Source organism: Bacteroides eggerthii (genome assembly GCF_025146565.1).
In the GTDB taxonomy this organism is placed as follows: Bacteria; Bacteroidota; Bacteroidia; order Bacteroidales; family Bacteroidaceae; genus Bacteroides; species Bacteroides eggerthii.
In genome coordinates this window covers 2368190-2393940 of record NZ_CP102258.1, presented here as the reverse complement: position 1 = coordinate 2393940, position 25751 = coordinate 2368190, and the positions used below count along the sequence as shown (strand labels likewise).

Here is a 25751-nt window from a genome sequence, read left to right as displayed (position 1 = left end):
CCCTCTACGGTCACTTATTTAATTTTGCTCTTAATTTTTCAAGCATATCTACTGTCATGGAGTCCAGATCGAACTGTGGCATCCAATCCCACTCCTCGCGAGCACAGGAGTCATCCAGCGAATCGGGCCAACTATCTGCAATAGCCTGCTTTAAAGGATCTATCTGATAGGTCATTTCAAAGTCGGGCACATGCTTCTTGATAGCAGCATAGATCATTTCCGGATCAAAGCTCATCGAAGCAATATTGAAAGCATTCCGGTGTTTCAGACGTGCCGGAGCAGCCTCCATTAGCGAAATAGCAGCATTAATGGCATCGGGCATGTACATCATATCCATAAATGTACCGGCTTTTACAGGGCAAACGAATTTCTCACCTTTCACCGCTGAATAAAAAATATCTACTGCATAGTCTGTTGTACCACCCCCCGGAGGTGTCACATTGGAAATAATTCCGGGAAAACGTACTGCGCGGGTATCCACTCCATATTTCGTATAATAGTAATCACTCAGCAGTTCTGTCGTCACCTTAGTTACGCCATACATGGTACGCGGACGCTGAATGGTGTCTTGCGGCGTCTTCACATGAGGAGTATTTTCTCCGAAAGAACCGATAGAACTAGGTGTAAAAACGGCACAACCATACTCACGCGCAACTTCCAGCACGTTCCACAATCCATCTATACCTATCTTCCATGCCATAGCCGGACGGCTTTCGGCAACTACCGACAGCAAGGCTGCCAAATTATAAATTGTATCAATCTTGAATTGTCGAGCCACCACTTCGATAGATTGACGATCCGTCACATCGGCGATAGCCGAGGGCCCTGAAGCTTTTAATTCACCCTGCGGCATAGCACTCGGAATGTATCCGGCTACAACATGATCATCACCATAGCGCTTGCGCAACTCCAATGTTAACTCTGAGCCAATCTGTCCTGTGGCTCCAATTACCAAAATATTTTTCATACAACTTATTTATAAGGTATTCTTTCGTTACCGAAGTGCAAATATACACACTTTTTTTTCATTTTTCTATCAAAAAGATATTGTTTATTCCAAGAAAAATGATGTCCTTTGTAGAGCTTCAGCCAGCAATGTATCACCTAATTAAAATAAAAAGTTATGTATGGTAAAATGAAAGAGCATCTCAGCAAAACTCTCGCTGAAATAAAAGAAGCAGGACTCTACAAAGAGGAACGCCTGATTGAAAGTGCACAACAAGCTGCTATTACAGTGAAAGGCAAGGAAGTACTGAACTTCTGCGCCAACAATTATTTGGGTTTATCCAATCACCCCCGCCTGATAGCCGCTGCCCAAAAGATAATGGAACGCCGCGGTTACGGCATGTCGTCTGTCCGTTTCATCTGCGGCACACAAGATATTCACAAAGAACTGGAGGCAGCTATCTCCGATTACTTCAAGACGGAAGACACCATTCTCTACGCTGCCTGTTTTGATGCTAACGGTGGTGTATTCGAACCTCTTTTCACCGAAGAAGATGCCATTATCTCCGACTCACTGAACCACGCTTCCATCATCGACGGCGTACGTCTTTGCAAAGCCAAACGCTACCGCTATGCCAATGCCGATATGACCGAACTTGAAAAATGCTTGCAGGAAGCGCAAGCACAGCGTTTCCGCATCATCGTGACAGACGGAGTATTCTCCATGGATGGCAATGTGGCTCCTATGGATAAAATCTGTGATCTTGCTGAGAAATACGATGCATTAGTAATGGTAGACGAATCCCACTCCGCCGGTGTGGTAGGCGCTACCGGTCATGGCGTGAGTGAACTATACGACACTTACGGACGCGTGGACATCTATACCGGTACGTTGGGCAAAGCCTTTGGCGGTGCTTTAGGTGGTTTCACCACAGGACGCAAGGAGATTATCGACCTATTACGCCAACGCAGCCGTCCGTACTTGTTCTCCAACTCTCTTGCTCCGGGCATCATCGGTGCCAGCCTCGAAGTATTCAAGATGTTGAAAGAAAGCAATTCGCTACATGACAAGTTAGTAGAAAACGTAAGCTATTTCCGCGACAAAATGACAGCCGCCGGATTCGACATCAAACCTACCCAAAGCGCCATTTGCGCCGTAATGCTGTATGATGCCAAGTTATCTCAGATTTATGCAGCCCGCATGCAGGAGGAAGGTATTTACGTAACTGGCTTCTATTATCCTGTCGTACCCAAAGACCAAGCGCGTATCCGCGTTCAGATTTCTGCCGGACACAACAAGGAACACTTGGATAAGTGTATCGCAGCATTTATAAAAGTAGGAAAGGAATTAGGAATATTGAAAGGATAATATAAAATGATAGGGTGGCAAGGCTTGTCGCCTTTACCACCCTATCTCTTTATTACTTTTTCTCTTATTTTCTTTCACCCAGCTTCGCATCAACAAAGAAAATTCCGGTAGCACCGGCTTTCTTCACCATATCTACGATGCCCGATGCAGTAGCTTCTTCTTCTACCTGCTCACGAACAAATCCCCACAAGAAATCTTGAGAAGCTTTATCCTTTTCAGCAGCGGCTACATCTACAAGAGCATCAATCATCTTTGACACACGACATTCATGTTCATAAACCTGTTCGAATACTTCCAGCGGAGTACCGAAGTCATTAGGAACAACATCAATTTTATCCAATTTTGCCTTACCGCCACGCTTAATAATATATGAGGCCAGTTCACAAGCATGTCCATGTTCTTCGAATGACTGCTTCTTCAACCAAGAAGCCATACCACAATAACCCTCTTTCTCCATATAGAAAGACATTGCTAAATAAAGGTTGGATGACCACATCTCAGCCGTAATCTGCTCGTTAATTGCATTCTGTAATTTTTCTGTTATCATAATTGTATTTATTAATTAAATTGAAATGATTACAAATATAACAAGAACACACATAGATTGTTCACACCGATAACATTATTTAGTAAAATAAGTAAAATCTAACCTTACAAATGTTCCAGTTACATTACAGGACAGCTACCGGCAGAACTCATAATTCCCGGCTGTACCTTCAAAAGAGAGAACACCCTCGGAAGCCCGCACCTCAGCCAGCGGAATAAAAACACGACCGTCTTTCTTTACCTGCCAGTTGCCTGCCTTAAGGTCAGTGATAACAAACTTAAATATTCCCGTACCACTCACAGAGAAAGCAAAGTCCCGGCATAATTGTTCGCTATTCTTAGCAAAAGTTACTACGCGATCAGCCAATTGAGCGCCTACAACCAGCTCATTTTCAATACGCTGTACGGCATTTAGTTTATTGCATTGATTATCGGCGACCTGTATTACATTCAAAAAGTTGTCGGTAGCGGCAGGAGCAACAGGAGACACCTCTACTCTCCACGCACCACGCTCATTGGCATTGTCAAGATAAGGGGCTACGGCATCATTGGGATAATTGGTTCCGAACACCCAATTTTCTTTGCCGGGACCGCCTACCTTATCAATATGCATATTGTCCGCTTGGGGCAAAAGTACGGTGTTATGTAACATACCGCTATCACCATCTTTGGTACGTCGCACTGTGAAAGTGTTGCTTTCAAGTGTAGGTTCCTCAATACTATGTAATAACCAGTATTTACGATAACCGGGATTGGAAACCACTACTTTGTCATAGACAATAAGCGCAGCAGGCACCTGCTCCGATTGCAGGTTGAGGAACACAAATGAACGTTTGGCCTCCTTCACCTTCCGGGTGTAGGCTTGAGTAATATCTCCTTTCAAATAAGAATAATCGGGCGTTTGCGCATCAGGACCAAACCCATGCGCAAACACTTTGCCCACCGTATACTCTTCGGACAAGAGACTATCAAGCGAATTACAAGTTTTCCAACCCTCGCCACACATACGCTGCCCGCCGTCATTGGCTGCAAACCGGGTCTTTCCACCTCCTCCATAGTTCCAACATTCAAATTTTTCATCAGGATCGTACACCAACAATGAATTGTGAGCAATGGTACGTTTAAAGTAGTTCTTGTTGTTGGGACTGTTATAGCCACCTGAACTACCGCTATAAGCGCCTGCATCAATTGCCAAAGGTCCTTTGTGATAAATCTGGAAGCTACCTCCGTCCATGTGCTGGTGGTTACCCACAAACTGTTCATTTATCTTCATTTCGGCAATCACACTATTGGCATCCCACCCCGTACGGGCAATCATCCAGCCATAAGGAGTACCGGAATAGCGGGTCAAAGGAAGATCATCAGGAGCTTTACCTTTCAGATTATAGTCACGCCACAGTAAATCGTATATCAGACAGTGGTTCATAGATTCATTGCCCGACTTATTCAAATGAGGATTACGCTCGAACTCATAAGCAAGATATTCATCCTTATAGTAACTGGAAGCTAACATCATTGGCGTAGGCATCGTGAGCAGTGCAGGACGATTTTGCGGATAATCATCGCCCGAAGGCAACAACACCCCGTCGGGACGCCGGCGATAAATAATGTCATAAAGCACAAATCTTGCCGAAGAATCATAAATGCTGCCCGCCCCCATTTTCTCTAAAATCCAAAGAGGAAAAAGGTCACAGGCAAAACGTACATGCACATAGTTAGTACCCTGATGATAGTTCTGTCCTCCGTAGAAATAGTTACGAGCCGGAATATAATCACGATAGAGCATAGTAATGACATGGTTGTACATATCGGGATATTCATCATAAATAGCAATGCCAGCCGACAGCATATCACGCATAATCATCCATTCTGACGGATGGCCTGCTATGGGCTGGTTGTTGCGCGGCGGATAACCACACTCCATACTTTTTGCCAACCGGACAAACTCTTTGATATAGGCTTGTTTCTCCGAACTTTTCATTTGATCGTAGCACCAGTCATATACCATAGCACCCGTTATCAGCATAGTCCCACTGGCCCTCGACATATCGGAACGGGTACCAAAACTGGCACGTTGCAATGTGTCGAGCATGGCGGTAATAGCCCTACGAGCCAAGCGTTTATCACCATCCAAAAGATAATCGAGAGCCTGTAACTGTACTCTCGTCGTGACACCGCGCATTTCATAATAATAGCGAAATCCGCGATTTGTTACGGCAGCTTCTTCATCAGGCGTACGATCCTTGCCCAACTCCTTCATGAGAGAAAGGGTTTGTTGTGCCTGCGGAGTTTTCATTCGCTCCTTTAAAACAGGTAAATCGGACGAACGGACGTACAACCGGGGATGCGTTTGAGGTGGAATCGGTACATTAACCCCTTCTACTTTTTGCCAAACCACCTCTTTCGGCAATTCCTGTGCCGAAAGGGAAAAAGAGCTTAGTATCAGACTGATTGAAAAGAAAATTGATTTGTGTTTCATAATGGAATTTATATCAGATATTACTGTTGTAAAAATACAATAAAAAAATCAAGTAGCTATAAAAAATAAGCACAGAAACAAAAAGATTGTTTCTGTGCTCTATAATTCCTCTATAAACTTGTACGCTTACACTAACTCATCCGATGTATAGCCCTGCGGCAGCTCACGACAGTTATAGCCCGAAGCCATAATTTCACCGTAGGCTCCGGCAGAACGAAGCGCCATGAGGTCACCACGCTTCACGCCATTCAAATCAACAGCCTTACCAAAGACATCGGATGACTCACAGATAGGGCCCACAACATCATAAGTCTGCAGCGGAGCGTCGGACGTAAGGTTCTCTATCTTGTGGAAAGCCTGATAGAGTGCAGGGCGAATCAAATCCGTCATACCTGCATCCAAAATGGCAAACTGCTTATTAGCACCTTGCTTTACGTACAACACTCTCGAAATAAGCGAACCGCACTGCCCTACCACCGAACGTCCCAGCTCAAAATGAAGCGTCTGATAAGAACGAAGTTTCAGGCAATTGTCGTACGTTTCAAAATAGCTTTTGAAATCGGGTATCGCCTGACGGTTGGGATGTCCGTAATCAATGCCGAGCCCCCCCCCCACATTGATATGTTCAATGCGTATCTGGCGAGCTTCAAGCCTGTCCTGCAATTCATTGACACGATTGCACAAAGCTACAAAATCGCCCATGTCCAGTATCTGTGAACCGATATGAAAATGAAGTCCGATGAATTTGACATTCTTCATTTCCTGCGCCACATCTATCACATGGTCCATATCCTGCATACTGATGCCGAATTTATTTTCAGCTAATCCGGTAGTGATATTGGCATGAGTATGTGCTCCAACATTGGGATTGATACGGAAAGCGACATTAGCTATCTTACCTTTCGCCTCAGCCAGTTCATTAATAATCTCCAATTCGGGAATGGACTCTACGTTAAAGCAGAAGATGTCATAATCCAACCCGAGATTTATTTCCCAGTCTGCTTTGCCTACTCCGGCAAACACTATCTTATTGGCAGGAAACCCCGCCTTGATTGCCGCACGAATTTCACCACCGCTAACACAGTCCGCCCCCAATCCGCTTTCTCGGATAATAGTAAGTACTTTGGAATTGGCATTAGCCTTTACCGCATAATGCACCGAATAATTATCGTAGCGTGACGCTTCAGTGCGGATGCAAGTCAAAGTATCACGCAATACTTTCGTATCGTAATAATAAAACGGTGTACGCAGTTCGCGGAATTTATCAATAGGAAATGTTCCTTTCATACAATTATTATGGGTTGTTCGTCATTCAGTTAAAAAGAGCGCTTTTATCAAAAGGTAAAAGCGCTCATAATCTACTATTTCTTTATATTACTCATTGAACAGCGCATCACTGAGTGACTGCAAAGCCTGCTTCTTATCACATTCACGAATGAGGAAAGAAATGTTATAGTTGCTGCCGCCGAAAGAAATCATACGCACCGGAATATCACGCATGGCATCAAGAGCCTTAGCTTCAAAGCCTACATTTTCCCATTCAAGGTCACCCACTACGCAGATAATGCACATATCCTTATCCACCGTCACCGTACCATATTTCTTCAAGTCATCCAATATTTCGTTAAGATGCTTGGTGTTATCGATAGAAACGGACACTCCTACCTCGGATGTACAAATCATATCGATAGAAGTCTGGTAGCTTTCGAAAATTTCAAATACCTTACGTAGGAAACCATGAGCAAGCAGCATACGGCTGGACTTAATTTTAATAGCCGTAATATTCTCCTTGGCTGCTACTGCCTTGATCTTACCCTTCTCCGTATCATTGGAAATGAGTGTGCCCGGAGCTGTGGGATCCATTGTATTGAGCAGACGTACGGGGATGTTAGCGTACTTGGCAGGCTGGATACAAGTGGGATGCAGGATTTTTGCACCAAAGTATGCCAACTCAGCCGCCTCTTCAAAGTGGAGATGACGCACAGGAGAAGTCTTATCTACAACACGCGGGTCATTATTATGCATACCATCAATATCAGTCCATATCTGAATCTCAGAAGCCTTGACGGCCGCGCCGATCAATGAAGCGGTATAGTCACTGCCACCCCGTTGCAAATTATCTACCTCGCCATAGGCATTGCGGCAGATGAAACCTTGCGTGATATAGATTTCGGCATTGGGATGCAGTTCGAGCTGAACCTGAAGTTTATCTTTGATATAAACCGGATCGGGCTCGGCATTTTTGTCCGTACGCATATATTCTAAAGCCGGGAGTAAAACTGACTTCACACCACATTCTTGCAGATAATAGTTCATCATAGCGGTAGAAATCAACTCACCTTGTGCCAGCACAACTTTTTCCTCGAACAGTGTGAAAAGGTCTTTGGTATAAGAACGGATATAATCGAAATGAGATTTGATAAGTTCCAAACCCTTCTGTTTATATTCAGGAGTAGCATAGAGTTCATCGATATGCTGGCGGTATTTTGTTTCCAGTCTATTGATAATCTCGTTAGCACCTTCCGGATTTTTCTTGTACAGATAGTCCGAAATCTCAACCAATGTGTTTGTGGTACCCGACATGGCGGAGAGAACCACAATCTTACGTTCACCATCGGTAATCAATTTGGCTACTTCCTTCATTCGTTGAGCCGAACCTACTGAAGTACCTCCAAACTTTAAAACTTTCATTTTCGTTCCTGTATTAAAATGTTATATAATCTTGTTTATTTTTCTTCTGTCGGCACTGCAACGGAATACTGCTCCGTCACATCCGTTATCAAATGATCTGCACAGCGATATACGCGTCCCGGATACTCCCAAAGCAACTGCATATTGTGCGTAGTCATAATGACAAGTGAACCTGCCGCACTGATATCATGCAGGAGTTGAGTAATGGCAAAACCGGTCTCCACATCCAAATTCCCCGTAGGCTCGTCGGCAAGAATCACCTCGGGAGAATTGAGTACGGCGCGGGCTATCACGATACGTTGTTGCTCTCCGCCCGACAATTCATTGGGATACTTATAACCTTTATTACTCATGCCCACCAACTGTAAAACTTCGTTAATACGGTCTTTTATTTCCCCTTTGTTTTTCCACCCGGTGGCGCGAAGCACAAACTCAAGATTATCATGTACCGTACGGTCTGTAAGCAGTTGGAAGTCCTGAAAGACAATGCCCAGCTTACGACGTAACTGCGGAATATGCTTACGCTTGATACGCAGCATGTCATATCCCAACACCTCAGCATCACCCGCAGCAACATCCAGTTCACCATAGAAGGTTTTGAGCAAGCTCGTCTTGCCCGAACCTACTTTACCGATAAGGTAGACAAACTCCCCCTTATGCAGTTCCAGATTCACACTGTTCAACACGCACAGCTCCTGCTGGTGTATCTCCACGTCTTTATACCGTATCAGCGCTTCGTCCATGATAATAATTACTAATTAGCTTAGTGTTTTTTCCAAGTAGCACTGTGGCGCTCTTCCAGCTCACGTGCCAGGTCTTCTATACGATAACCTTTGGATGTCAACAATACAATAAGATGGTACAGCAAATCCGCACCTTCATATATCAGACGTTCGTCCGTACCATTACATGCCTCGATGACAGTCTCAACAGCTTCCTCGCCTACCTTTTGCGCCATTTTATTGACGCCGGACTGAAACAGACTGGTAGTGTAGGAACCTTCAGGCATTTCGGCATGACGCTTGTCAATGAAATCCTGAAGAAGTTTTAGAAACATAACAGGCTGTTCGTTTTTCTCGCCCCAGCAGGTGTCCGTACCGGTATGGCAAACCGGACCGACAGGATGTACCTGAATAAGCAAAGTGTCCTTGTCGCAGTCTTCTTTCATGGAAACCACATTCAGGAAATTACCACTTTCTTCTCCTTTCGTCCAAAGACGGTTCTTTGTGCGGCTAAAGAATGTCACCTTACCGGTTTCTACCGTCTTATCGTATGCTTCCCGGTTCATAAACCCCAACATCAGCACTTTAGCTGTATCGGCATCCTGTATAATTGCCGGAACAAGTCCGTTCATTTTATCAAAGTCCAACATCTTCAATATATATTATTAGGTATTTATCACTTTATCATCCCTGCCACTTCATCATCTTTTTCAAATTACCACCTTTTCAAATCCGGCGCATTACAATTCCCTGGGCGCAAAGATACGATTTTAAATCGGGAATTTTAATTTCTCCGAAATGAAAAACACTGGCTGCCAAAGCGGCATCCGCTTTTCCTTCTACAAAGACATCGCGGAAGTGCTCTTTGGCTCCTGCCCCACCCGATGCGATGATCGGTATGGAAAGCCCGTCAGCAAGAGTTGCAAGGGCTTCATTGGCGTATCCGGTCTTTACTCCGTCATGGTTCATACTGGTAAAAAGGACCTCGCCTGCGCCACGTTCCTGTGCTTCTTTTGCCCAAGAAAAGAGTTCTTTGCCCGTTTCTACACGTCCACCATTGAGATAACACCACCAGCCTTTCTCTGTCTGTTTAGCATCAACGGCAAGTACACAGACCTGTGACCCGAAGTGCTTGGCTATTTCATCAATCAGTTCAGGACGACGGATAGCAGAGGAATTGATAGATATTTTGTCAGCACCCGCATTTAAAAGCCGGTCCACATCACTCAATTCATGGATGCCACCGCCTACGGTGAAAGGGATGCTGATGTTGGCAGCGATACGCTTTACCAGTTCGGCAAACGTCTTGCGTCCTTCAAAACTGGCAGTAATATCCAGAAACACCAGTTCATCAGCCCCCTGCCCGCTATAAGCACGCGCCAGTTCAACCGGATCGCCTGCATGGCGCAGGTTCACAAAATTAGTTCCTTTTACAGTCTGTCCGTCTTTGATGTCAAGACAGGGAATGATTCTTTTTGCTAACACTCTTCTTTTATTTATGATTTTAGATTTATGATTTCAAATCATAAACCCTTCCAGTTCCTTGAAAGTTATACGTCCCTCATACAAAGCCTTACCGAAAATTACGGCAGGCACGCCCGCAGCCTCCAGTTGGCGAATATCATCGGCACAGCTCACTCCCCCGCTGGCAATAAGGTACAATCCGGAGTTCGCCTCTAATATTTCTTTGTACAAAGCCGTAGAAGGACCTTGCAACATACCGTCACAGTTGATATCCGTACAGATGACCTTGCGAATACCTTTCTCCACATAATCTTTCAGAAAAGGGAACAGTTCACAAGCACTCTCGTCTTTCCAACCGTTAACGGCAATCTTATGATCTTTAACATCAGCTCCGAGGATTATTTTTTCAGAACCGTATGTTTGCAACCAGTGGCAGAAACGTTCGGGGTTCTTTACTGCAATGCTCCCTCCCGTCACCATTTGTGCACCGTTTTCAAATGCAATGACCAGATCCTCATCGCTCTTTACACCACCACCAAAATCTATAATCAAGGAAGTACGAGAAGCAATCTGCTCCAATGTGCGATAGTTCACCACATGGTGGGAAGCAGCACCATCAAGATCCACCACATGAAGGCGGCGAATACCATGCGCTTCAAGTTCCTTAGCCACCTCTACGGGATTCTCATTATACACTTTCTTGCTATCATAGTCACCCTGGGAAAGACGTACACACTTTCCGTCGATGATGTCAATAGCGGGGATCAGTTCTATCATTTCAATCAATTACAAGTTATCAAATACCAACTCTTTTCGCTTATAAGTCCAGAAAATTTTGCAGGATACGTTCGCCTACACTACCGCTTTTTTCAGGATGAAACTGGGTGGCATAGTAATTATCCTTATGCAAGGCAGCGCTGAATGGGAGTATGTAATTTGTTACGGCAGCGGTACAATCATTAACCGGGACATAGAAACTGTGTACGAAATAGACAAACTCCTCTTTCGTAAAACCTTTGAAAAGGTCGCTGTTCGTTTGCGTAATCGTGTTCCATCCCATGTGAGGCACCTTATCTTCATGTTTTTGCGAGACAAAACGCTTCACATCAACATCAAAAATACCCAAGCAGTCCACATTTCCTTCTTCCGAATGCCGACACATCAACTGCATGCCCAGACAAATCCCCAGCACCGGTTGACGCAATTCCTTTATCAGCTGACCCATATTTCCCCCATTCAGAAAATTCATGGTCGTTTCCGCTTCTCCTACTCCGGGAAAGATAACTTTATCCGCAGCACGCAGCACAGCTTCATCCGCCGTAATCTCCGCCTCAACACCCAAGCGCCCCAAGGCATAATCCACCGATCGGATGTTACCTGCATTATATTTAATGACTGCAACCTTCATCAGCTACTAATTAAATATTACGGTCTTATTCTTATACGCCAATACCTTACGTTCAATATGTTTCTGGACGGCACGTGAAAGAACAATCTTCTCCAAATCCTTGCCCTTATTCACCAAATCCTGCACAGTGTCCTTATGCGTGATGCGCACCACATCCTGTTCGATAATTGGCCCGGCATCCAGTTCCGTAGTAACATAGTGACTGGTAGCGCCAATAATCTTTACGCCACGCTCAAATGCCGCATGATAGGGTTTCGCACCTACAAATGCCGGAAGGAAAGAGTGGTGTATATTGATAATACGGTTGGGATAAGCATTTATCATCTTCTCGGAAATAACTTGCATATAACGCGCCAGCACTATGAAGTTCACTTTATGCTTGGCAAGCAGTTCCATTTCTTTCTTTTCCTGTTCCTCCTTTGTCTCCTTAGTAATAGGAAAAAGATGGAAAGGTATGCCAAAACGCTCCGCTACATGTTGCAAGTCGGGATGATTACTTATTATAAGAGGTATTTCTACATTCCACTCCCCTGCCGTATAGCGCGCCAACAAATCGAAGAGGCAATGCGACATTTTCGACACAAAGATAGCCATACGCGGTTTGGCATCTGAGAAATAAAGGCGGAAGCTCATTCCATACTTCTGTGCATACAACGTTTCAAAATAATCCTCTATTTTCTCCTGAGGAACCAGAAAATTTTCCAATTCCCATTCAATACGCATGAAGAATATATTTTCCACATGATCTACATATTGATCCAAATAGATAATATTTCCTTTGTTCACCGTTATAAAGTCTGTTACCTCTGCCAGAATACCCGGTTTGTCGGGACAGTGAAGCAACAGTTTGGCTGTTTTCATCATCCTAAAATATCTTTTTTGTTACTTTCTAATTACAACATTCTTGTTTTGAGTTCGCAAAAATAACGATTTATTGCAAAATAACGAACTTTTCGAGCAAGAAGTTTAAAAGTAGGCGTAAAATGTTTCGTTTTCTCCAAAAACAGTTTTCTAATCGGGTACTAAATGCTACATAAACACAACTGGAACATGTTTCTAAATAGTTGTTAAATCACATTCTCCTTGTTTTTTACAATATTCTCAATATGAGGATATAAAGCAAACACAGCCACACACTATCAAAAAAAAGTTCATCACAGCTATTGCAGGTTCAAAAAAAACGCCTACCTTTGCAACCGCAATCGAGAGAGATAGCGACGGAAAAATAAAATCATGGTGCGTTAGTTCAGTTGGTTAGAATACATGCCTGTCACGCATGGGGTCACGGGTTCGAGTCCCGTACGCACCGCAAAGAAAAAGCTCTGAAATTCAATAATTTCAGAGCTTTTTCTTTATCTCCACTTTATACCATGGCTTCCCCTAATAGCGAATAAATCCATCTCGCGAAACATGTAAATGAATTACAGACATTTGTAACCTATTTACTGATTCTGTACTGTACGATGTACTACGTACGATTTAATTCTTTACATTTGTGCAGGACTAAAAAATGATATCGTATGAAAGAAGTTATTAAGCTGGACACAGTAGATCAATACAACCGGCTCTTTGGACTCGAAACATTACATCCGCTGGTCAGTATAGTAAACCTGTCGGAAGCTCCTCGGTTTCCCACACATTTCACGATGAACTACGGAGTATATGCCCTTTTTCTGAAAAACGTCAAATGCGGAGACATCCGTTACGGCAGGCAGACTTATGATTATCAGGAAGGAACGGTTACCAGTTTCGCTCCGGGACAGGTCGTTGAGGTAGAGATGCAGCAAGGAGTAAAGCCAAATGCCCATGGCCTGTTGTTCCATCCCGATTTGATCAAAGGAACTTCTTTGGGACAGGATATCAAACATTATTCGTTTTTTTCGTATACCTCAGCCGAAGCCCTGCATCTGTCTGAAGAAGAAAAGGGAATATTCATAGATTGTTTGGAAAAAATAAAGATGGAGCTGCAACGCCCCATCGACAAGCATAGCAAGCGTCTGATATCACGAAACATCGAGTTATTGCTGGATTACTGTATGCGGTTCTATGAAAGGCAGTTCATCACCCGTTCGGAAAGCAACAAAAGTGTATTGGTAAAATTCGAAACACTGCTCGATGACTATTTCCAAAGTGACAAACTGCAAACAGACGGACTGCCTTCCGTAAAATACTTTGCGGACAAAGTGTTCCTGTCCCCCAACTATTTCGGTGACCTGATAAAAAAAGAAACCGGAAAAAGCGCACAGGAATATATCCAGAACAGGATGATCGACTTAGCCAAGGAGATGATTGCAGGAACAGAGAAAACCGTCAGCCAGATTGCTTATGAGTTAGGGTTCCAATATTCACAGCACTTCAATCGTATATTCAAAAAGAATGTAGGATACACACCCGGAGAATACAGAAAGCTACAAATATAAAGGTTGCGGTTCAGATTGTCCTTATGAAAAAAAAGATACTAAACATAGATACCGTACATCAATGCAATTGCTGTATGGGCCATAAGACGTTGCATCCGCTGGTGAGTGTCATCGACTTATCCAAGGCACCCCTGGAGCAACGTACTGTCAGATGTGATTTCTATACAATCACCCTGATAGAAGGAGAAGCAGAGTATCTTACGTACGGACGCAAATACTACGATTATTCCAATGCATCGCTGATATTCCGTATCCCCGGAGAAACCATGAAGCTGGACACAGGCAATACGCTTGCCCGGAAAGGTTGGTTATTGGCCTTTCATCCGGACCTGATAGCATGTACAACACTGGAAAGCCACATCAAAGATTATTCATTCTTCTTCTATAAGCTGAACGAGTCACTGCACCTTTCATTACGCGAAAAGATGAAAATTATAGAGTGCATCCGCAATATCGAAGAGGAGCTCCAACACGCCATAGACTGCCATAGCAAGATTTTGATTTCGCGCCATATCGAGTTATTGCTGGATTACTGTGCACGTTTCAACGAACGCCAATTCATCACCCGCTGCGAAGCCAATAAAACAATCTTGCACAAGACAGACCTACTGTTGAGCAAATACATCCTGTCCGGTAAACTGGCAGACGGTGTATTGCCGACAGAAGAATACTGTGCGGATGCCTTCCACCTGTCTCCCCGCTATTTCAGCGATTTATTAAAATTCGAGACCGGAAAAAGCATTCACGAATACTTTCAGCTGATGCGGCTGAACATCGCCAAAAGAATGTTATTGGACAAGGACAATACGGTCCATATGACAGCCAAGAAATTAGGTTATGCAAACGTCCGGTATTTCACCCTCCTATTCAAGAAAATAACAGGAATAACACCTGCAAAATACAAGTACACACAGAACTGAAATAAGCCATTTTACGATTTTTCTCAATAAATCACTACCTTTGCGGCAAAATTGCAAATAAATAAACGAATAAAAACAACAGGGAACAATGAGTGTACACGATTTATGCTGCATCGGTTATATCACACAAGACAAGATAGTTACCACAAAAAATACGATATACATGCCGGGCGGCACCTCTTTCTACTTTGCGCATGCCATTAAGCATCTCGATCCGAGCGGTTTTTTATTGGTCACGGCCCTTGCCGACACAGAAATGAATGTCGTGGAGGATATACGGAAAGAGGGCATCGAGGTGAAAACTCTGCCCAGCGTCCATTCCGTCTGCTTTGAAAATATATACGGAGAAAACCAGAACGAACGGACTCAGCGTGTCACAGCAAAGGCCGATCCGTTCACAATGGAAGGGTTGCAAGATGTCAGTGCCCGGATCATCCACTTGGGCAGCCTGTTGGCCGATGATTTTTCATTGGATGTCATCAAGTACCTTTCAAGCAAAGGGGTGCTATCGGTAGACGTTCAGGGGTTTCTGCGCAAAGTGGATAATGAGAAGGTGCTGCCGGTGGACTGGACGGAAAAGAAAGAGGCCTTGAAGCATATCCACATACTGAAAGCCAACGAAACCGAAATGGAAGTGCTTACCGGATGCAAAGATCCCCGCGAAGCCGCCTTGCTCATTGCCGACTGGGGCGTGAAAGAAGTATTGCTCACATTGGGAGATAAAGGTTCGCTGATATATGCCAAAGGACAGTTCCATGAAATCCCCGCCTACTCCGCCCTGCAAATAGTAGATGCTACGGGGTGCGGAGACACCTATATGGTAGGCTATCTGTATATGCGTAACAAAGGTGTCTCCTATCAGGAAGCAGGCTGTTTTGCCGCTGCCATGTGCACAATCAAGCTACAAACTCATGGACCGTTTTGCGGGACCGAGGCTGAAATCAGAAGAATAATCACTCCTGCTTAAAAAGGCATACAAATGTTTCATGCACGTCCGATGCGCCTCATCCACAAATAATAGCCTGTCAACGGAAGCGTTCCACCCAACAATGCAGCAATGAACGCCATGATACGGGTAACGATACCTCCCCAGCTTCCCACATGCATAGAATATATCCAGCCGCGTATCTTGCCCGAAGCATCGGTATCCTTATACAATACGGTTCCGGTGATTTCGCCGTTCTGCGGATTAAAGGAGTAACGGTCAACAGCCCGCCGGTTGCCCAACCGCGCGAATGACACGCCGGCAGAACCGTCGGAAATCGTAATCAGCCTGTAATCGGCATTGCGCGCTTTCAGTTCCTCATACACTTGCTGCCAGCAAGCATAAGAGGTTCTCCCTTTTCTTTCTTTCCCATGACCTTCCTGCTTCATCTCCGCTCCGAACACTTTGTAAAAACCTGTACGGTACCATGAGAAAGACCAGGTGAGTCCCGTCAAAGCCATTATTAAAAGAAACACAAGCGCATACATGCCACCCGCCACGTGCAAACCATACCAAAAGCGCCGCCAGCCTTTATTGACAGTAATCTTCAGGCTGTTTTTCAGAACTTTTTTTGTGCGGGGCCACCAAATGACGGCACCCGATATAAGTACGAACACGAACATCAAAGTGCTTACCCCTACAATCATCTTGCCCCAAAACACACCATCGCCCGGCTTCATGCTGTCCATCAGCCAGCGATGCAGCCTGAACATGGTGAGAAAGAACGGTGCACGTTCATTCCGTCCTTTCACCTCACCCGTATACTGATCCACATAGATGGAAGCCCGACGCGGTTTTGACAGGCTGACCTGATACGCACGTTCCGCATCAGAGGAAATGGAGACGCCCGTAACGGTAACGCTGTCCGGCAATGTTTCGGCAACTTTCCCAATCAGGTGTTCCACCGGAAGCGGAGTGCCGCCTGCTTTTTCCACATAATAGAGGTCGTGCCTGCACAACTCCATTACTTCATCTTCAAACACCAGTGCAGCACCCGAAAAACAAATAACCGTAATAATCAATCCGAATGGGACGGACAGCCATAAGTGTATTCTACGAAATGCCTTTTTCATGGTATTCAGTTCAAGGGACTCAACTTACCGATACCCGTAATCTGTGTAGCCTCTACCGCCACACCTTTCGTAGCAGTTGCGCTCGACGGGTCTATCTTATAGACGGCAGGATATCCGTCCGTAGTCGTCACAGCCATATAAGCATAGCCGTTCTCCGCATACAGAGTATTTCCGAAGCCGGAAATCAGGTCTGCCGACGGAAGCCCGGTCACATATGTGAGTTTCTTGCTTTCCGCTTTAAAGACAGCCAGTTCTTTGGCTTCAAAGCCTGTCTCCGTCAGAGGGCGGTCGTACATCAGCAACAGGAAGTAGTCATCCGCAATATGCCAGCAACGCAGGAAAGATTTTCCGCCGCTTTGTTTCTCCAAATCGCAGTAGTAGCTGTCAAAGTCCTCCTGACCGTTGGGAATACGCACTACACCTGCCGGCAACGTTGTCTGCTGACGGGCATCTTTCATTGTTTTGGCATAGCTTGGGGAGAACACATAAACATCGCCGTTGCCTGCCTCCCAGATAGTCTGGTAATACTGGGACTTGAAACGCCCACAGGCATAACTGATTTTATCAGTCTTGATGAGTTTCTTGGTCGTCATAGTAGCATCATCGAAGATTGCCACCCAACACTCGTTGGGATACTGCGTCCATTGCAACTCACCTTTCTTATAGGCGCTGCTGTTGGAACCGCCGTCTTCGGTCTTCACCAAAGTCTCATTGCCCGGCAATATATACTTGCCGCCGTCTACGGCAGCGCCATACTGGCTCAATCCCATAGGAACGGCTGCGCTGTATATCTTCTTGTCATGCTCCAAGATGCCCGCCAATGTCACAAACTCACCATTACCCAAGAAGTTCTCAGACATATAGGCCTTTACTTTCGTGTCGTTGGTCTCGAATGTTTCGGCCGCTACATCCAGATAGGAAAGCAAGAACATCTTAGGCAGATACAGGTTGCCGTCGGCATATTCCGTAGGACCGTCGCCGGTGGAAGCAGTGATGATATATTTGTCATAAATGCCATAGGTAGTAAATCGCTTGACGGCAAACTCTCCCGAACGCGCCTGCACTTCGTTGTTGGAGTTCATTACATAAGAACGGGTGGTACCGGCATTTCCCTGATTATAAGTCAGCCCATAGAGATAGCGGTCTTTATAGAACACCCACTGGGAAGCGCCGTCGTTGACAAGTCCGTTGTTGACGGTAGAGATGACACCCTCGTCCAAAGTCTTGGAAGTCAGCAACACGTTCACCGTATTGTTTGAAGCAGTGACAGAGGAGGCGACTACAAAATCGCCTTTGGACCCATTGGCGTTTCCGCCGCCCGGCACTTCCGTATCCGTACAAGATGTCAATACCGGTCCCGCCATTGCAGAGGCGAAAAGTCCGGCTAATAAAAGATTCTTTTTCATGTTGTTGTTACTTTAATTATATTACACTAATCGTTACCGGTTTATTCATTGTTTCAATTGCCGAAGTATACGCGTACCTTTCCATAAAATGCCCGTCCGGCCTTCTGCAAACTGAAATTATCATACAGTTGCTCGTCCGTAAAGTTCCTGCACTCGAATGACAGATTATAACGTCCGTCGCGAAGGCTGTAGGATAGGGACAGATTATGCGAGAACTGGCTTGGAACCACATAGTCGCCTTTATTCGAACCGATTTTGGACGAATAGTACGTGAAGCTGTGCAAGTACTGATTATCGTAGGACACAGTCAGTGCATTTCCTTTTCGTCCGAGGTCCCGCCAGTAGAATGTCACGTCGGAATCGGCAAAGATATACGGCAGGTTGGGCATACGTTCTTTGTAGGCAATGTTCTCCGCACTGCCGGATATGGAAGTCTTCATATTATCGCGCACGTCCATCTGCGTGAAATTACCGCCGACACTCACCCATTTGCCGAAGCCGTAACGGGCGGATATGTTATATCCCTTCGTCAGTACCTTTCCGTAGTTTATATAAGTGGCTGCCGACTTGCCGCCACTCAGATCGGTTATGTTGCGCTGGATATAATCCTTGGTATTGCGATAAACCAGCCCTCCTTCCACATATACGGAATGTCTGCCGAAAGTCCTGTTATAGCTTAGGTTCAGGTTTACGTTATCGCTGTTCTCCGGTCTGATGCCAATGTCTCCCATTTCCAGATCCTCATTGCCGAACATCTCTTCTATGGTGGGCAGGCGGTAGGCTTTTTCATAAGAGAGTTTTGCCTGCAGTCCCGGCAGGATGAAATAAGTTCCGGCAGCCCCATACCCTATGGAGCTTACGCTACGGGTAGTGCGCACATAGTCGTTTTGGTTAGCATCGGTGGCTACCGGTCCGGCAACAAACTGGTTGTAATACTTGCCGAACACAGATAAGTTCCAGGTTTCGGACGGCATCAGACGGTAAGAGACACCGGAGATGTTCTTGCGGGTCTCCTTCGCTATGGCATCCGACTGTTCCTCTTTGGCAAGCAGAGAAGTATTGGAACGGCTGAAAGTGTTCAGCACATGGTTGAAAGTCAGCATGTGCATCTTGCCAAGGCGATAATTGGCGGTGAACGTACCATTCCAGTTGTTATTGTCGGCACGCGAATGTTGGTAGGACTGTTCTCCGGGAGAGTTCAGCAACTTCCTGTCTCCATACCAGTTGTATTTATAGGAAGCGGTGTCCACATTCGTTGTCAGGTTCTTGTTGTAGTTTACGGTCAGCGCCACATCCAGCCCTTTTGCCAACAAATTACGCTTGTAATATTCCAACGAAGGCATCAGCGAATGTCCTTTCCTGTGTTTCTGGCCGTAAACGATGTCCTGACGCACTCCGGTCTGTATGTCCTGATACATATTGGAGTAGGTGAAACCCAGCATCAAACGGTCCGCCCATTTCTTGTCGACCACCCCCACTTTGCCAACGACCGCTTCATTATGGTACGTATCATTGAAACGTTTGACGCGCACCTTTTTATCGCGGTCTATCCTGCCCGTCTCAAAGTCTTCTACCGGAGCTTCAATGTGATAATCATTGTCCGAATAGTTCTGAAAAGCATTGATCTCATAGGTGAAGCCGTTCTTGAAGGTCTGTCCGAAGTTCACGTTGGATTTATGCGTATTGAACGAGCCGTAGGAATAGGATGCATCCAAAAACCAGCGGCGGCGTTTCTTGTTCGTGACGATATTGATGACCCCGCCGATGGCATCCGTCCCGAACCCCACAGGCACTACGCCTTTATAGACTTCGATACGGTCTGCAAAATTCACCGGAATATTATTCAGTCCGAAAGAGCTTCCCACACCTTCCTGCGGAACGCCGTCGATAAACACCTTTACATGTTTTCCGCTGAAACCGTCCAGCATAAGCTGCATGTCCGACCCTACCCCGCCCGACTCGCGCAGCTTCATGCCCGGCGCTTTGGCCAGTGCGTCACTCAGGTTCTTGGTTGTATTCTGCAATTCCTTCGTATCCACTGCCACAGCATTGAACGCCGAACGCTTGAGGCGGCTTACCCCCGTCGACACTACCGTCACTTCGTCCAACTGCTGGGTTTCGGGACTGATTGTTATGTTCTGCCTCACCCGTTGCCCTCTGAGCAGCGTCACCGGTTTCTCTACGGTTTTATAGCCGACAGCCGACACCACCAGCGTATAGTTTCCCGCGGGCGCACTCACATGATAGATACCTTCCTGATTGGTTATTCCCCCATGACCGGTTCCTTTCAGATAGACCGTCGCAAAGTCCACCACTTCTTTTTCCGTAGATATGACCTTACCGGAAATCATTGTTTTTCCCGGCTTCTGCGCATAGGTGGAAAAGGCGCACGCCGACAGGAAGAACAAGGATAGATTTAATATGGCTGTTTTCAATTTTAAATGACTGTTAAGTTGTTACTAATACCGGATGCAAAGGTCATCAGAAAAAGAAAGCCCCGCAATCACCTGTTTTAGGTAATTACGAGGCTGCCATATTCAGAAATATATCATACCCACAATCACTATTGATAGGTATATCACATAAAAAAGGACAGTTCTACTCCCGACTCATCAAACGATGTTCCGCCATTTGTTCGTATTTCGTGCCGGGACGGCCATAGTTGGCATAAGGATAAATAGAGATCCCGCCACGCGGGGTGAAAATTCCCGTAACCTCGATGTACTTGGGGTTCATCAGGCGGATAAGGTCTTTCATTATGATATTCACGCAGTCCTCATGGAAAGCGCCATGATTGCGAAAACTGAACAGATAGAGTTTCAGGCTCTTGCTCTCCACCATTTTCACATCGGGAATATAGCTGATGCGGATTTCCGCAAAATCCGGCTGCCCCGTTATGGGACAAAGGCTGGTGAATTCCGGACAGTTGAAACGTACCCAATAATCATTACCGGGATGCTTGTTGTCAAACGCTTCCAGCACTTCCGGAGCATAGTCCTGTTTATATTCGGTTTTTCTTCCCAGCAAGGAAAGCTGGTCTTTTAACTCGGCCATATTATTCTTGATTAAAATGTTAGTAATTATCCTTTTCCCGCCAGATACTTCTCCAGCCCCTCACGCCTCAGCTTACATGCCGGACAATGTCCGCACCCGTCACCGGGGATGCCGTTATAGCAGGTGAGCGTTTCGTGGCGGATCAGGTCGAGCACTCCCAGCTCATCCGCCAATGCCCAAGTCTCGGCCTTGTCAATCCACATCAGGGGCGTGTGAAAGACAAACTGCCCGTCCATGGCAAGGTTGAGCGTTACGTTCAACGATTTGATGAAAGTGTCCCGGCAATCGGGATACCCGCTGAAATCCGTTTGCGACACACCCGTCACGATGTGATTGATGCCCTTTTCGCGGGCATAGACGGCGGCAATGCTAAGAAAGAACAGGTTGCGTCCCGGCACAAAAGTGTTCGGGAAACTATCCGCCGGTTTTTCCTCATCCATAGCCATACCGGTGTCCGTCAAGGAGTTGCGTCCCAGCTTACCGATGAGCGATACATCCATCACTTCAAACTCCACTCCCGCTTTACGCGCTATCTCCCGCGCCAAGTCCACTTCCTTCCGGTGCTTCTGCCCATACAGGAAACTCAACGCATATACTTTCTTAAACTCACGCTTTGCCCAGAACAGGCAAGTTGTCGAATCCTGCCCACCGCTGAACACGACCAATGCTGCTTCTTTGTTCACCCTTGATATTAATTTATTGTTTGACGATTGAGAGACCATTAAATCTCACTGATTTTCCACACTTTATAGGATATTCCCTCATCATAGACATCGCTTCCGTCTATTCTCTTGATTGCGTTCACCACCCGGATTGTCACCGGAAGAATCAGCACCTCATACAGGGATTTCAGCACAATCTGGATGCACATCATCACCAGCAGCTCCTGCCACGCGATGATGCCTCCAAACGCCACCGGAAAGAAGATCAGCGAATCGGCAGTCTCACCCGCCACCGTCGACCAAATGGCGCGTGCTGAGAAGTGCCGTCCGCCGCTTGCCACTTTCATGCGGCTCATGACGTAGGCATTTAAAAACGAGCCCACCAGAAATGCCGACAAACTTGCCGCGACAATGCGCGGCGCCATGCCAAAGACAAAATTGAAATGGGGCGCCCCTTCCCAAAAGGGAGCAGCCGGCAGGGCAACGGCAATCAGTCCCAGCATCACCACAAAGAAGTTCATGGCAAAGCCGCTCCAGATGATCAGGCGCGCCTTGCGAAATCCCCACACTTCGGCAATGCAATCGTTGATGATATAGGAAACGGGAAACACTAACAGTCCGGCAGTAACGGTGATGCCGAAAACCTGAATGACTTTTGTCTCAAGAAGATTGGCCGCTATCAGACAGACATTGAACAGAATGCCCAGCAGCATAAAAGGTACAGATACTTTTTGCTTCATACTCCTGTTTTTTACGTGGTGTTCTAGAATACACGACCGCTATTCGCGGCATCTCATTGTTAAACCGGGCGCAAAGATACGCTTTCTTTCGGTGACCTCAAAACCATTTTAAATTTAAGTTGTTCAAAGCACATTCACCAAAACCTAACTTAAATGAAAACAATCTTAAAAGCAGTGTTTCTGCTGTGCTGTGCAATGCTGCCGGCATCCGCAGCCCGCGCACAAAAAAAAGTGATTATCGAGGAAGAATCCCCCAAAGGCGTCGTACTGGTGACCATAGACAAGGCAGGCGACGAAATTATCCGCATCATGAACGAGTCGCAACTCACCTACATCCACGAACCGCAAGCGCCCCGTTTCCTGCTGACGGACAGAAAAGGCAAGTTTGCCCTGGGTATCGGCGGCTACGTACGTGCCACAGCAGAGTATGACTTCGGAGGTATCGTAGACAACATCGACTTCATCCCGGCATATATCCCCAACGGAAGCAAAATCAGGAACCAGTTCCAAATGGATGCCGGCACTTCCACCATTTTCCTGAAACTGGTGGGGCATACCAAAATCCTCGGAGATTTCGTGGTGTACACCGCCGGCAACTTCCGGGACGGCTCCAGCAAAGGATTCCAACTGCGCAATGCCTACGTCTCTTTCCGGGACATAACGGTGGGCTACACCTACGGCGGCTTCATGGACTTAGGCGCACTGCCTTCCACAATCGACTTCCAGGGTCCCGACGGAGCGACTTTTTATCGCGCCACCCAACTGGCATATACCTACAAGGGACTGAAGAATTTCCGCTTCAACGCTTCCATCGAAATGCCCTCCGTAGACGGAACAACCAATGACGGACTCACCATCGCACAACAGCGCATGCCGGACTTCACCGCCTATGCACAGTACGGCTGGAACAGCAAAAGCCATTTGCGCGTGGGCGGGCTTATCCGCAGCATGACCTACACCGATGCGCAGAGCGACAAGGCGCATGCCGTCACCGGGTTCGGCGTACAGGCATCCGCCACTTTCAATCTGGGCAGGCAATGGCAGGTGTTCGGGCAGGCCACTTACGGAAAAGGCATCGGACAATACCTCAACGACATCAGCAACCTGAATGTGGACATTGTTCCCGATCCCGACAACGAAGGAAAGATGCAGGCACTGCCCATGCTGGGCTGGTATGCAGGCCTGCAATACAACATCAGTCCGAAGGTGTTCCTTTCGAGCACATACAGCATGTCGCGCCTTTATTCCGAAAACGGCTATCCTGCCAACGAAGCGGATACCTACCGTTACGGGCAATATTTCGTAGCGAATCTGTTTTGGAATGTCACTCCCGACATGCAGGTAGGCGCGGAATACCTGCGCGGCTGGCGTACGAATTTCGACAGTTCCGCCAATCATGCCAACCGCATGAACCTGCTGGTACAATATTCTTTCTAATCTGTATAAAAACGAAGAAGGGGGATGTTCCGAACCTCGGAGCATCCCCTTTCTTCCATATATAAAGGTTGGATTATGAAATATCAGAAGCGATAGTCTATACTAAGGCCGAAAACCTTGTTGGTGCGGCTGTACACGTTTGTGCCCGGCACGCCTATGCCATTATAGTTTTGAGTTGTCTTTGTATAATCTTCATAATTGGTCCACATATAGCCCACATTCAAATCGGCTCTTTCCGAGAGCTGCAACTTTGCTCCGAATCCCAAAGAGTATGAGTCGCAAGAGAAACTGGTGTCAGACTGATAATCATCGGACAAACCGTAATCGGTGAACTGTACACCGCCACTCAGCGTCAGTCTGCTTATCACGTCCCATTCTATACCTGCCAGGTACTCGTTCGTTCCCTTTGTCAGATACTTCTGTTTGCCGTTGGCCATACCTGCGTTTTTATCATCATAGAAGTGATATTCCACCGATGCACGCAGCACAGGAAGGAACTCATAGGCAGCAGCCACCGAAAGCATGGCAGGGATGTCGTTCGGAGTGTTCACTCCATGCTTGTAGTCACCCAGCTCGGTTTCGGGAGCGCCCAACATACGGAGCGAGTTCACTTTGGTATTATTCTCTATGTTCAAATTGGCCTTAAACTCATATTTCGCACCAATGTTCAACTTACCGAATTTGGCATCCAAGCCGATAACCGGAGTAAATCCCCAACCCGTCTGGCTGCAATCCAAATCAATACCGATGAGTTCGGTGCCGGTGGGTATCGTTCCTCCTGCGGGTGAAGGCAATTCAACGGCGGAACTTGCTTTCAGCGCTCCTTCGTACCCACCTGTGAAGTAGTTCATACGTCCGCCCGCAAAAGCGGAAAGCCAATCCGTTATTTTATAAGTCAAGCCCAACTGTACGGAATAGATATACTGTTTGCCGTCCATGTAGCTTTTCAATGAATAGGCATTGCCCGGAATACCCTTTTGCCCCAATCCGCCTATCACCATGGCGTCGAACATGGACAGACCGTCATCGAACGATGCCTTTCCTCCACCGCCGGTAATGGCAAAGAAACCGGAAATAGTCCAGTCGCCTTTCTTATAAGCGGCAAACACACTGGGGATGACGGGCGCCGATGCCTTACCCTCATAATACTTATCCAATCCCAAGGCTTCACACGAAGCATCAATATCTCTTGTCTGAAAAGCGCTTTGGACACTCAAGGATGTATAAAATCCGTCTTTCGGCAAAAAAGCCAGACCCGCAGGGTTGGACAAGGCAGCATCTACACCGGTAGTATTTGCACCGCGAGACAGCATACGAAGGAAAGCAGGATGTTGATTTGTATTTGTCAGGAGACCTCCCGCAAAAGTTGGAATTGAAACGATTAGCATCGCAATGCTAATCAATGAAATTTTTCTCATCTAAATCTTTTT

The 25751-nt window shown here is 46.2% G+C and carries 23 protein-coding genes and 1 tRNA gene; 6 read left to right on the top strand and 18 right to left on the bottom strand.

What is annotated here, in order from left to right; translation table 11 throughout:
• Nucleotides 1-10: 10 nt before the first annotated feature.
• A complete protein-coding gene (locus NQ546_RS09820) occupies nucleotides 11-967 on the bottom strand; it encodes an NAD-dependent epimerase/dehydratase family protein (protein WP_004289970.1) in 957 nt (318 codons plus the stop codon).
• A 156-nt stretch (nucleotides 968-1123) separates the two neighbouring features.
• Between NQ546_RS09820 and kbl the strand changes: the two genes are divergently transcribed.
• Complete coding sequence (kbl, locus tag NQ546_RS09815) at nucleotides 1124-2314, top strand: glycine C-acetyltransferase (protein ID WP_004289968.1); 1191 nt, start codon at nucleotides 1124-1126, stop codon at nucleotides 2312-2314.
• A 64-nt stretch (nucleotides 2315-2378) separates the two neighbouring features.
• Here the strand turns inward: kbl and NQ546_RS09810 are convergent, their stop codons facing one another.
• The 10 genes from NQ546_RS09810 to purU all read right to left on the bottom strand — a co-directional run bounded on the left by NQ546_RS09810 (nucleotide 2379) and on the right by purU (nucleotide 12488).
• A complete protein-coding gene (locus NQ546_RS09810) occupies nucleotides 2379-2861 on the bottom strand; it encodes a ferritin (protein WP_004289967.1) in 483 nt (160 codons plus the stop codon).
• Nucleotides 2862-2996: 135 nt separating this feature from the next.
• The gene (gene hepB / locus NQ546_RS09805) at nucleotides 2997-5339 is read right to left on the bottom strand and encodes a heparin/heparin-sulfate lyase HepB (RefSeq protein ID WP_004289966.1); all 2343 of its coding nucleotides are present in this window, start codon (nucleotides 5337-5339) and stop codon (nucleotides 2997-2999) included.
• 126 nt (nucleotides 5340-5465) lie between these two features.
• Nucleotides 5466-6626, bottom strand: coding sequence for a diaminopimelate decarboxylase (gene lysA, locus NQ546_RS09800; protein ID WP_004289965.1), 1161 nt, complete (start codon nucleotides 6624-6626; stop codon nucleotides 5466-5468).
• 87 nt (nucleotides 6627-6713) lie between these two features.
• On the bottom strand, nucleotides 6714-8030 hold the full coding sequence (locus tag NQ546_RS09795) for an aspartate kinase (protein ID WP_004289964.1): 1317 nt from the start codon (nucleotides 8028-8030) through the stop codon (nucleotides 6714-6716).
• A 35-nt stretch (nucleotides 8031-8065) separates the two neighbouring features.
• Nucleotides 8066-8773 (bottom strand): cell division ATP-binding protein FtsE, encoded by a 708-nt coding sequence (locus tag NQ546_RS09790; RefSeq protein ID WP_004289963.1) that lies wholly within the window; start codon nucleotides 8771-8773, stop codon nucleotides 8066-8068.
• Nucleotides 8774-8793: 20 nt separating this feature from the next.
• Entirely contained in the window at nucleotides 8794-9402 is a 609-nt protein-coding gene (gene hisIE, locus NQ546_RS09785) for a bifunctional phosphoribosyl-AMP cyclohydrolase/phosphoribosyl-ATP diphosphatase HisIE (protein ID WP_004289962.1), read from the bottom strand.
• Nucleotides 9403-9478: 76 nt separating this feature from the next.
• Complete coding sequence (hisF, locus tag NQ546_RS09780; protein WP_004289961.1) at nucleotides 9479-10237, bottom strand: imidazole glycerol phosphate synthase subunit HisF; 759 nt, start codon at nucleotides 10235-10237, stop codon at nucleotides 9479-9481.
• 33 nt (nucleotides 10238-10270) lie between these two features.
• Nucleotides 10271-10993 carry a 1-(5-phosphoribosyl)-5-[(5-phosphoribosylamino)methylideneamino]imidazole-4-carboxamide isomerase gene (gene hisA, locus NQ546_RS09775; RefSeq protein ID WP_004289960.1) on the bottom strand — a complete coding sequence of 241 codons (723 nt, stop codon included), beginning with the start codon at nucleotides 10991-10993 and terminating at the stop codon, nucleotides 10271-10273.
• 40 nt (nucleotides 10994-11033) lie between these two features.
• Nucleotides 11034-11624, bottom strand: a complete 591-nt coding sequence (hisH, locus tag NQ546_RS09770) for an imidazole glycerol phosphate synthase subunit HisH (RefSeq protein ID WP_004289959.1) — start codon at nucleotides 11622-11624, stop codon at nucleotides 11034-11036.
• A gap of 6 nt (nucleotides 11625-11630) precedes the next feature.
• The gene (gene purU, locus NQ546_RS09765) at nucleotides 11631-12488 is read right to left on the bottom strand and encodes a formyltetrahydrofolate deformylase (protein ID WP_004289958.1); all 858 of its coding nucleotides are present in this window, start codon (nucleotides 12486-12488) and stop codon (nucleotides 11631-11633) included.
• Between the two features lie 371 nt (nucleotides 12489-12859).
• Between purU and NQ546_RS09760 the strand changes: the two genes are divergently transcribed.
• From NQ546_RS09760 to NQ546_RS09745, 4 genes are all read left to right on the top strand, one after another.
• A tRNA-Asp gene (locus NQ546_RS09760) sits at nucleotides 12860-12933 on the top strand.
• Between the two features lie 211 nt (nucleotides 12934-13144).
• Nucleotides 13145-14044, top strand: a complete 900-nt coding sequence (locus tag NQ546_RS09755; protein ID WP_004289957.1) for a helix-turn-helix domain-containing protein — start codon at nucleotides 13145-13147, stop codon at nucleotides 14042-14044.
• A gap of 23 nt (nucleotides 14045-14067) precedes the next feature.
• The gene (locus NQ546_RS09750) at nucleotides 14068-14964 is read left to right on the top strand and encodes a helix-turn-helix domain-containing protein (protein WP_004289956.1); all 897 of its coding nucleotides are present in this window, start codon (nucleotides 14068-14070) and stop codon (nucleotides 14962-14964) included.
• Between the two features lie 88 nt (nucleotides 14965-15052).
• Complete coding sequence (locus tag NQ546_RS09745) at nucleotides 15053-15931, top strand: PfkB family carbohydrate kinase (protein WP_004289955.1); 879 nt, start codon at nucleotides 15053-15055, stop codon at nucleotides 15929-15931.
• A 17-nt stretch (nucleotides 15932-15948) separates the two neighbouring features.
• On the opposite strand, the gene NQ546_RS09740 is transcribed toward NQ546_RS09745, so the two are convergent.
• The 6 genes from NQ546_RS09740 to NQ546_RS09715 form a co-directional block, all read right to left on the bottom strand.
• Entirely contained in the window at nucleotides 15949-17022 is a 1074-nt protein-coding gene (locus tag NQ546_RS09740) for a PepSY-associated TM helix domain-containing protein (protein ID WP_004289954.1), read from the bottom strand.
• 5 nt (nucleotides 17023-17027) lie between these two features.
• A complete protein-coding gene (locus NQ546_RS09735) occupies nucleotides 17028-18428 on the bottom strand; it encodes a DUF4374 domain-containing protein (RefSeq protein WP_004289953.1) in 1401 nt (466 codons plus the stop codon).
• Nucleotides 18429-18481: 53 nt separating this feature from the next.
• A complete protein-coding gene (locus NQ546_RS09730; RefSeq protein ID WP_004289952.1) occupies nucleotides 18482-20779 on the bottom strand; it encodes a TonB-dependent receptor in 2298 nt (765 codons plus the stop codon).
• A gap of 247 nt (nucleotides 20780-21026) precedes the next feature.
• A complete protein-coding gene (gene queF, locus NQ546_RS09725; protein WP_004289951.1) occupies nucleotides 21027-21482 on the bottom strand; it encodes a preQ(1) synthase in 456 nt (151 codons plus the stop codon).
• Nucleotides 21483-21508: 26 nt separating this feature from the next.
• A complete protein-coding gene (gene queC / locus NQ546_RS09720) occupies nucleotides 21509-22165 on the bottom strand; it encodes a 7-cyano-7-deazaguanine synthase QueC (protein ID WP_017141408.1) in 657 nt (218 codons plus the stop codon).
• A gap of 38 nt (nucleotides 22166-22203) precedes the next feature.
• Nucleotides 22204-22884, bottom strand: coding sequence for a queuosine precursor transporter (locus NQ546_RS09715; RefSeq protein ID WP_004289949.1), 681 nt, complete (start codon nucleotides 22882-22884; stop codon nucleotides 22204-22206).
• Between the two features lie 153 nt (nucleotides 22885-23037).
• Between NQ546_RS09715 and NQ546_RS09710 the strand changes: the two genes are divergently transcribed.
• Nucleotides 23038-24321 (top strand): porin, encoded by a 1284-nt coding sequence (locus tag NQ546_RS09710; RefSeq protein WP_004289948.1) that lies wholly within the window; start codon nucleotides 23038-23040, stop codon nucleotides 24319-24321.
• Between the two features lie 83 nt (nucleotides 24322-24404).
• Here the strand turns inward: NQ546_RS09710 and NQ546_RS09705 are convergent, their stop codons facing one another.
• Nucleotides 24405-25739 (bottom strand): OmpP1/FadL family transporter, encoded by a 1335-nt coding sequence (locus tag NQ546_RS09705; RefSeq protein ID WP_004289947.1) that lies wholly within the window; start codon nucleotides 25737-25739, stop codon nucleotides 24405-24407.
• Nucleotides 25740-25751: the final 12 nt, after the last annotated feature.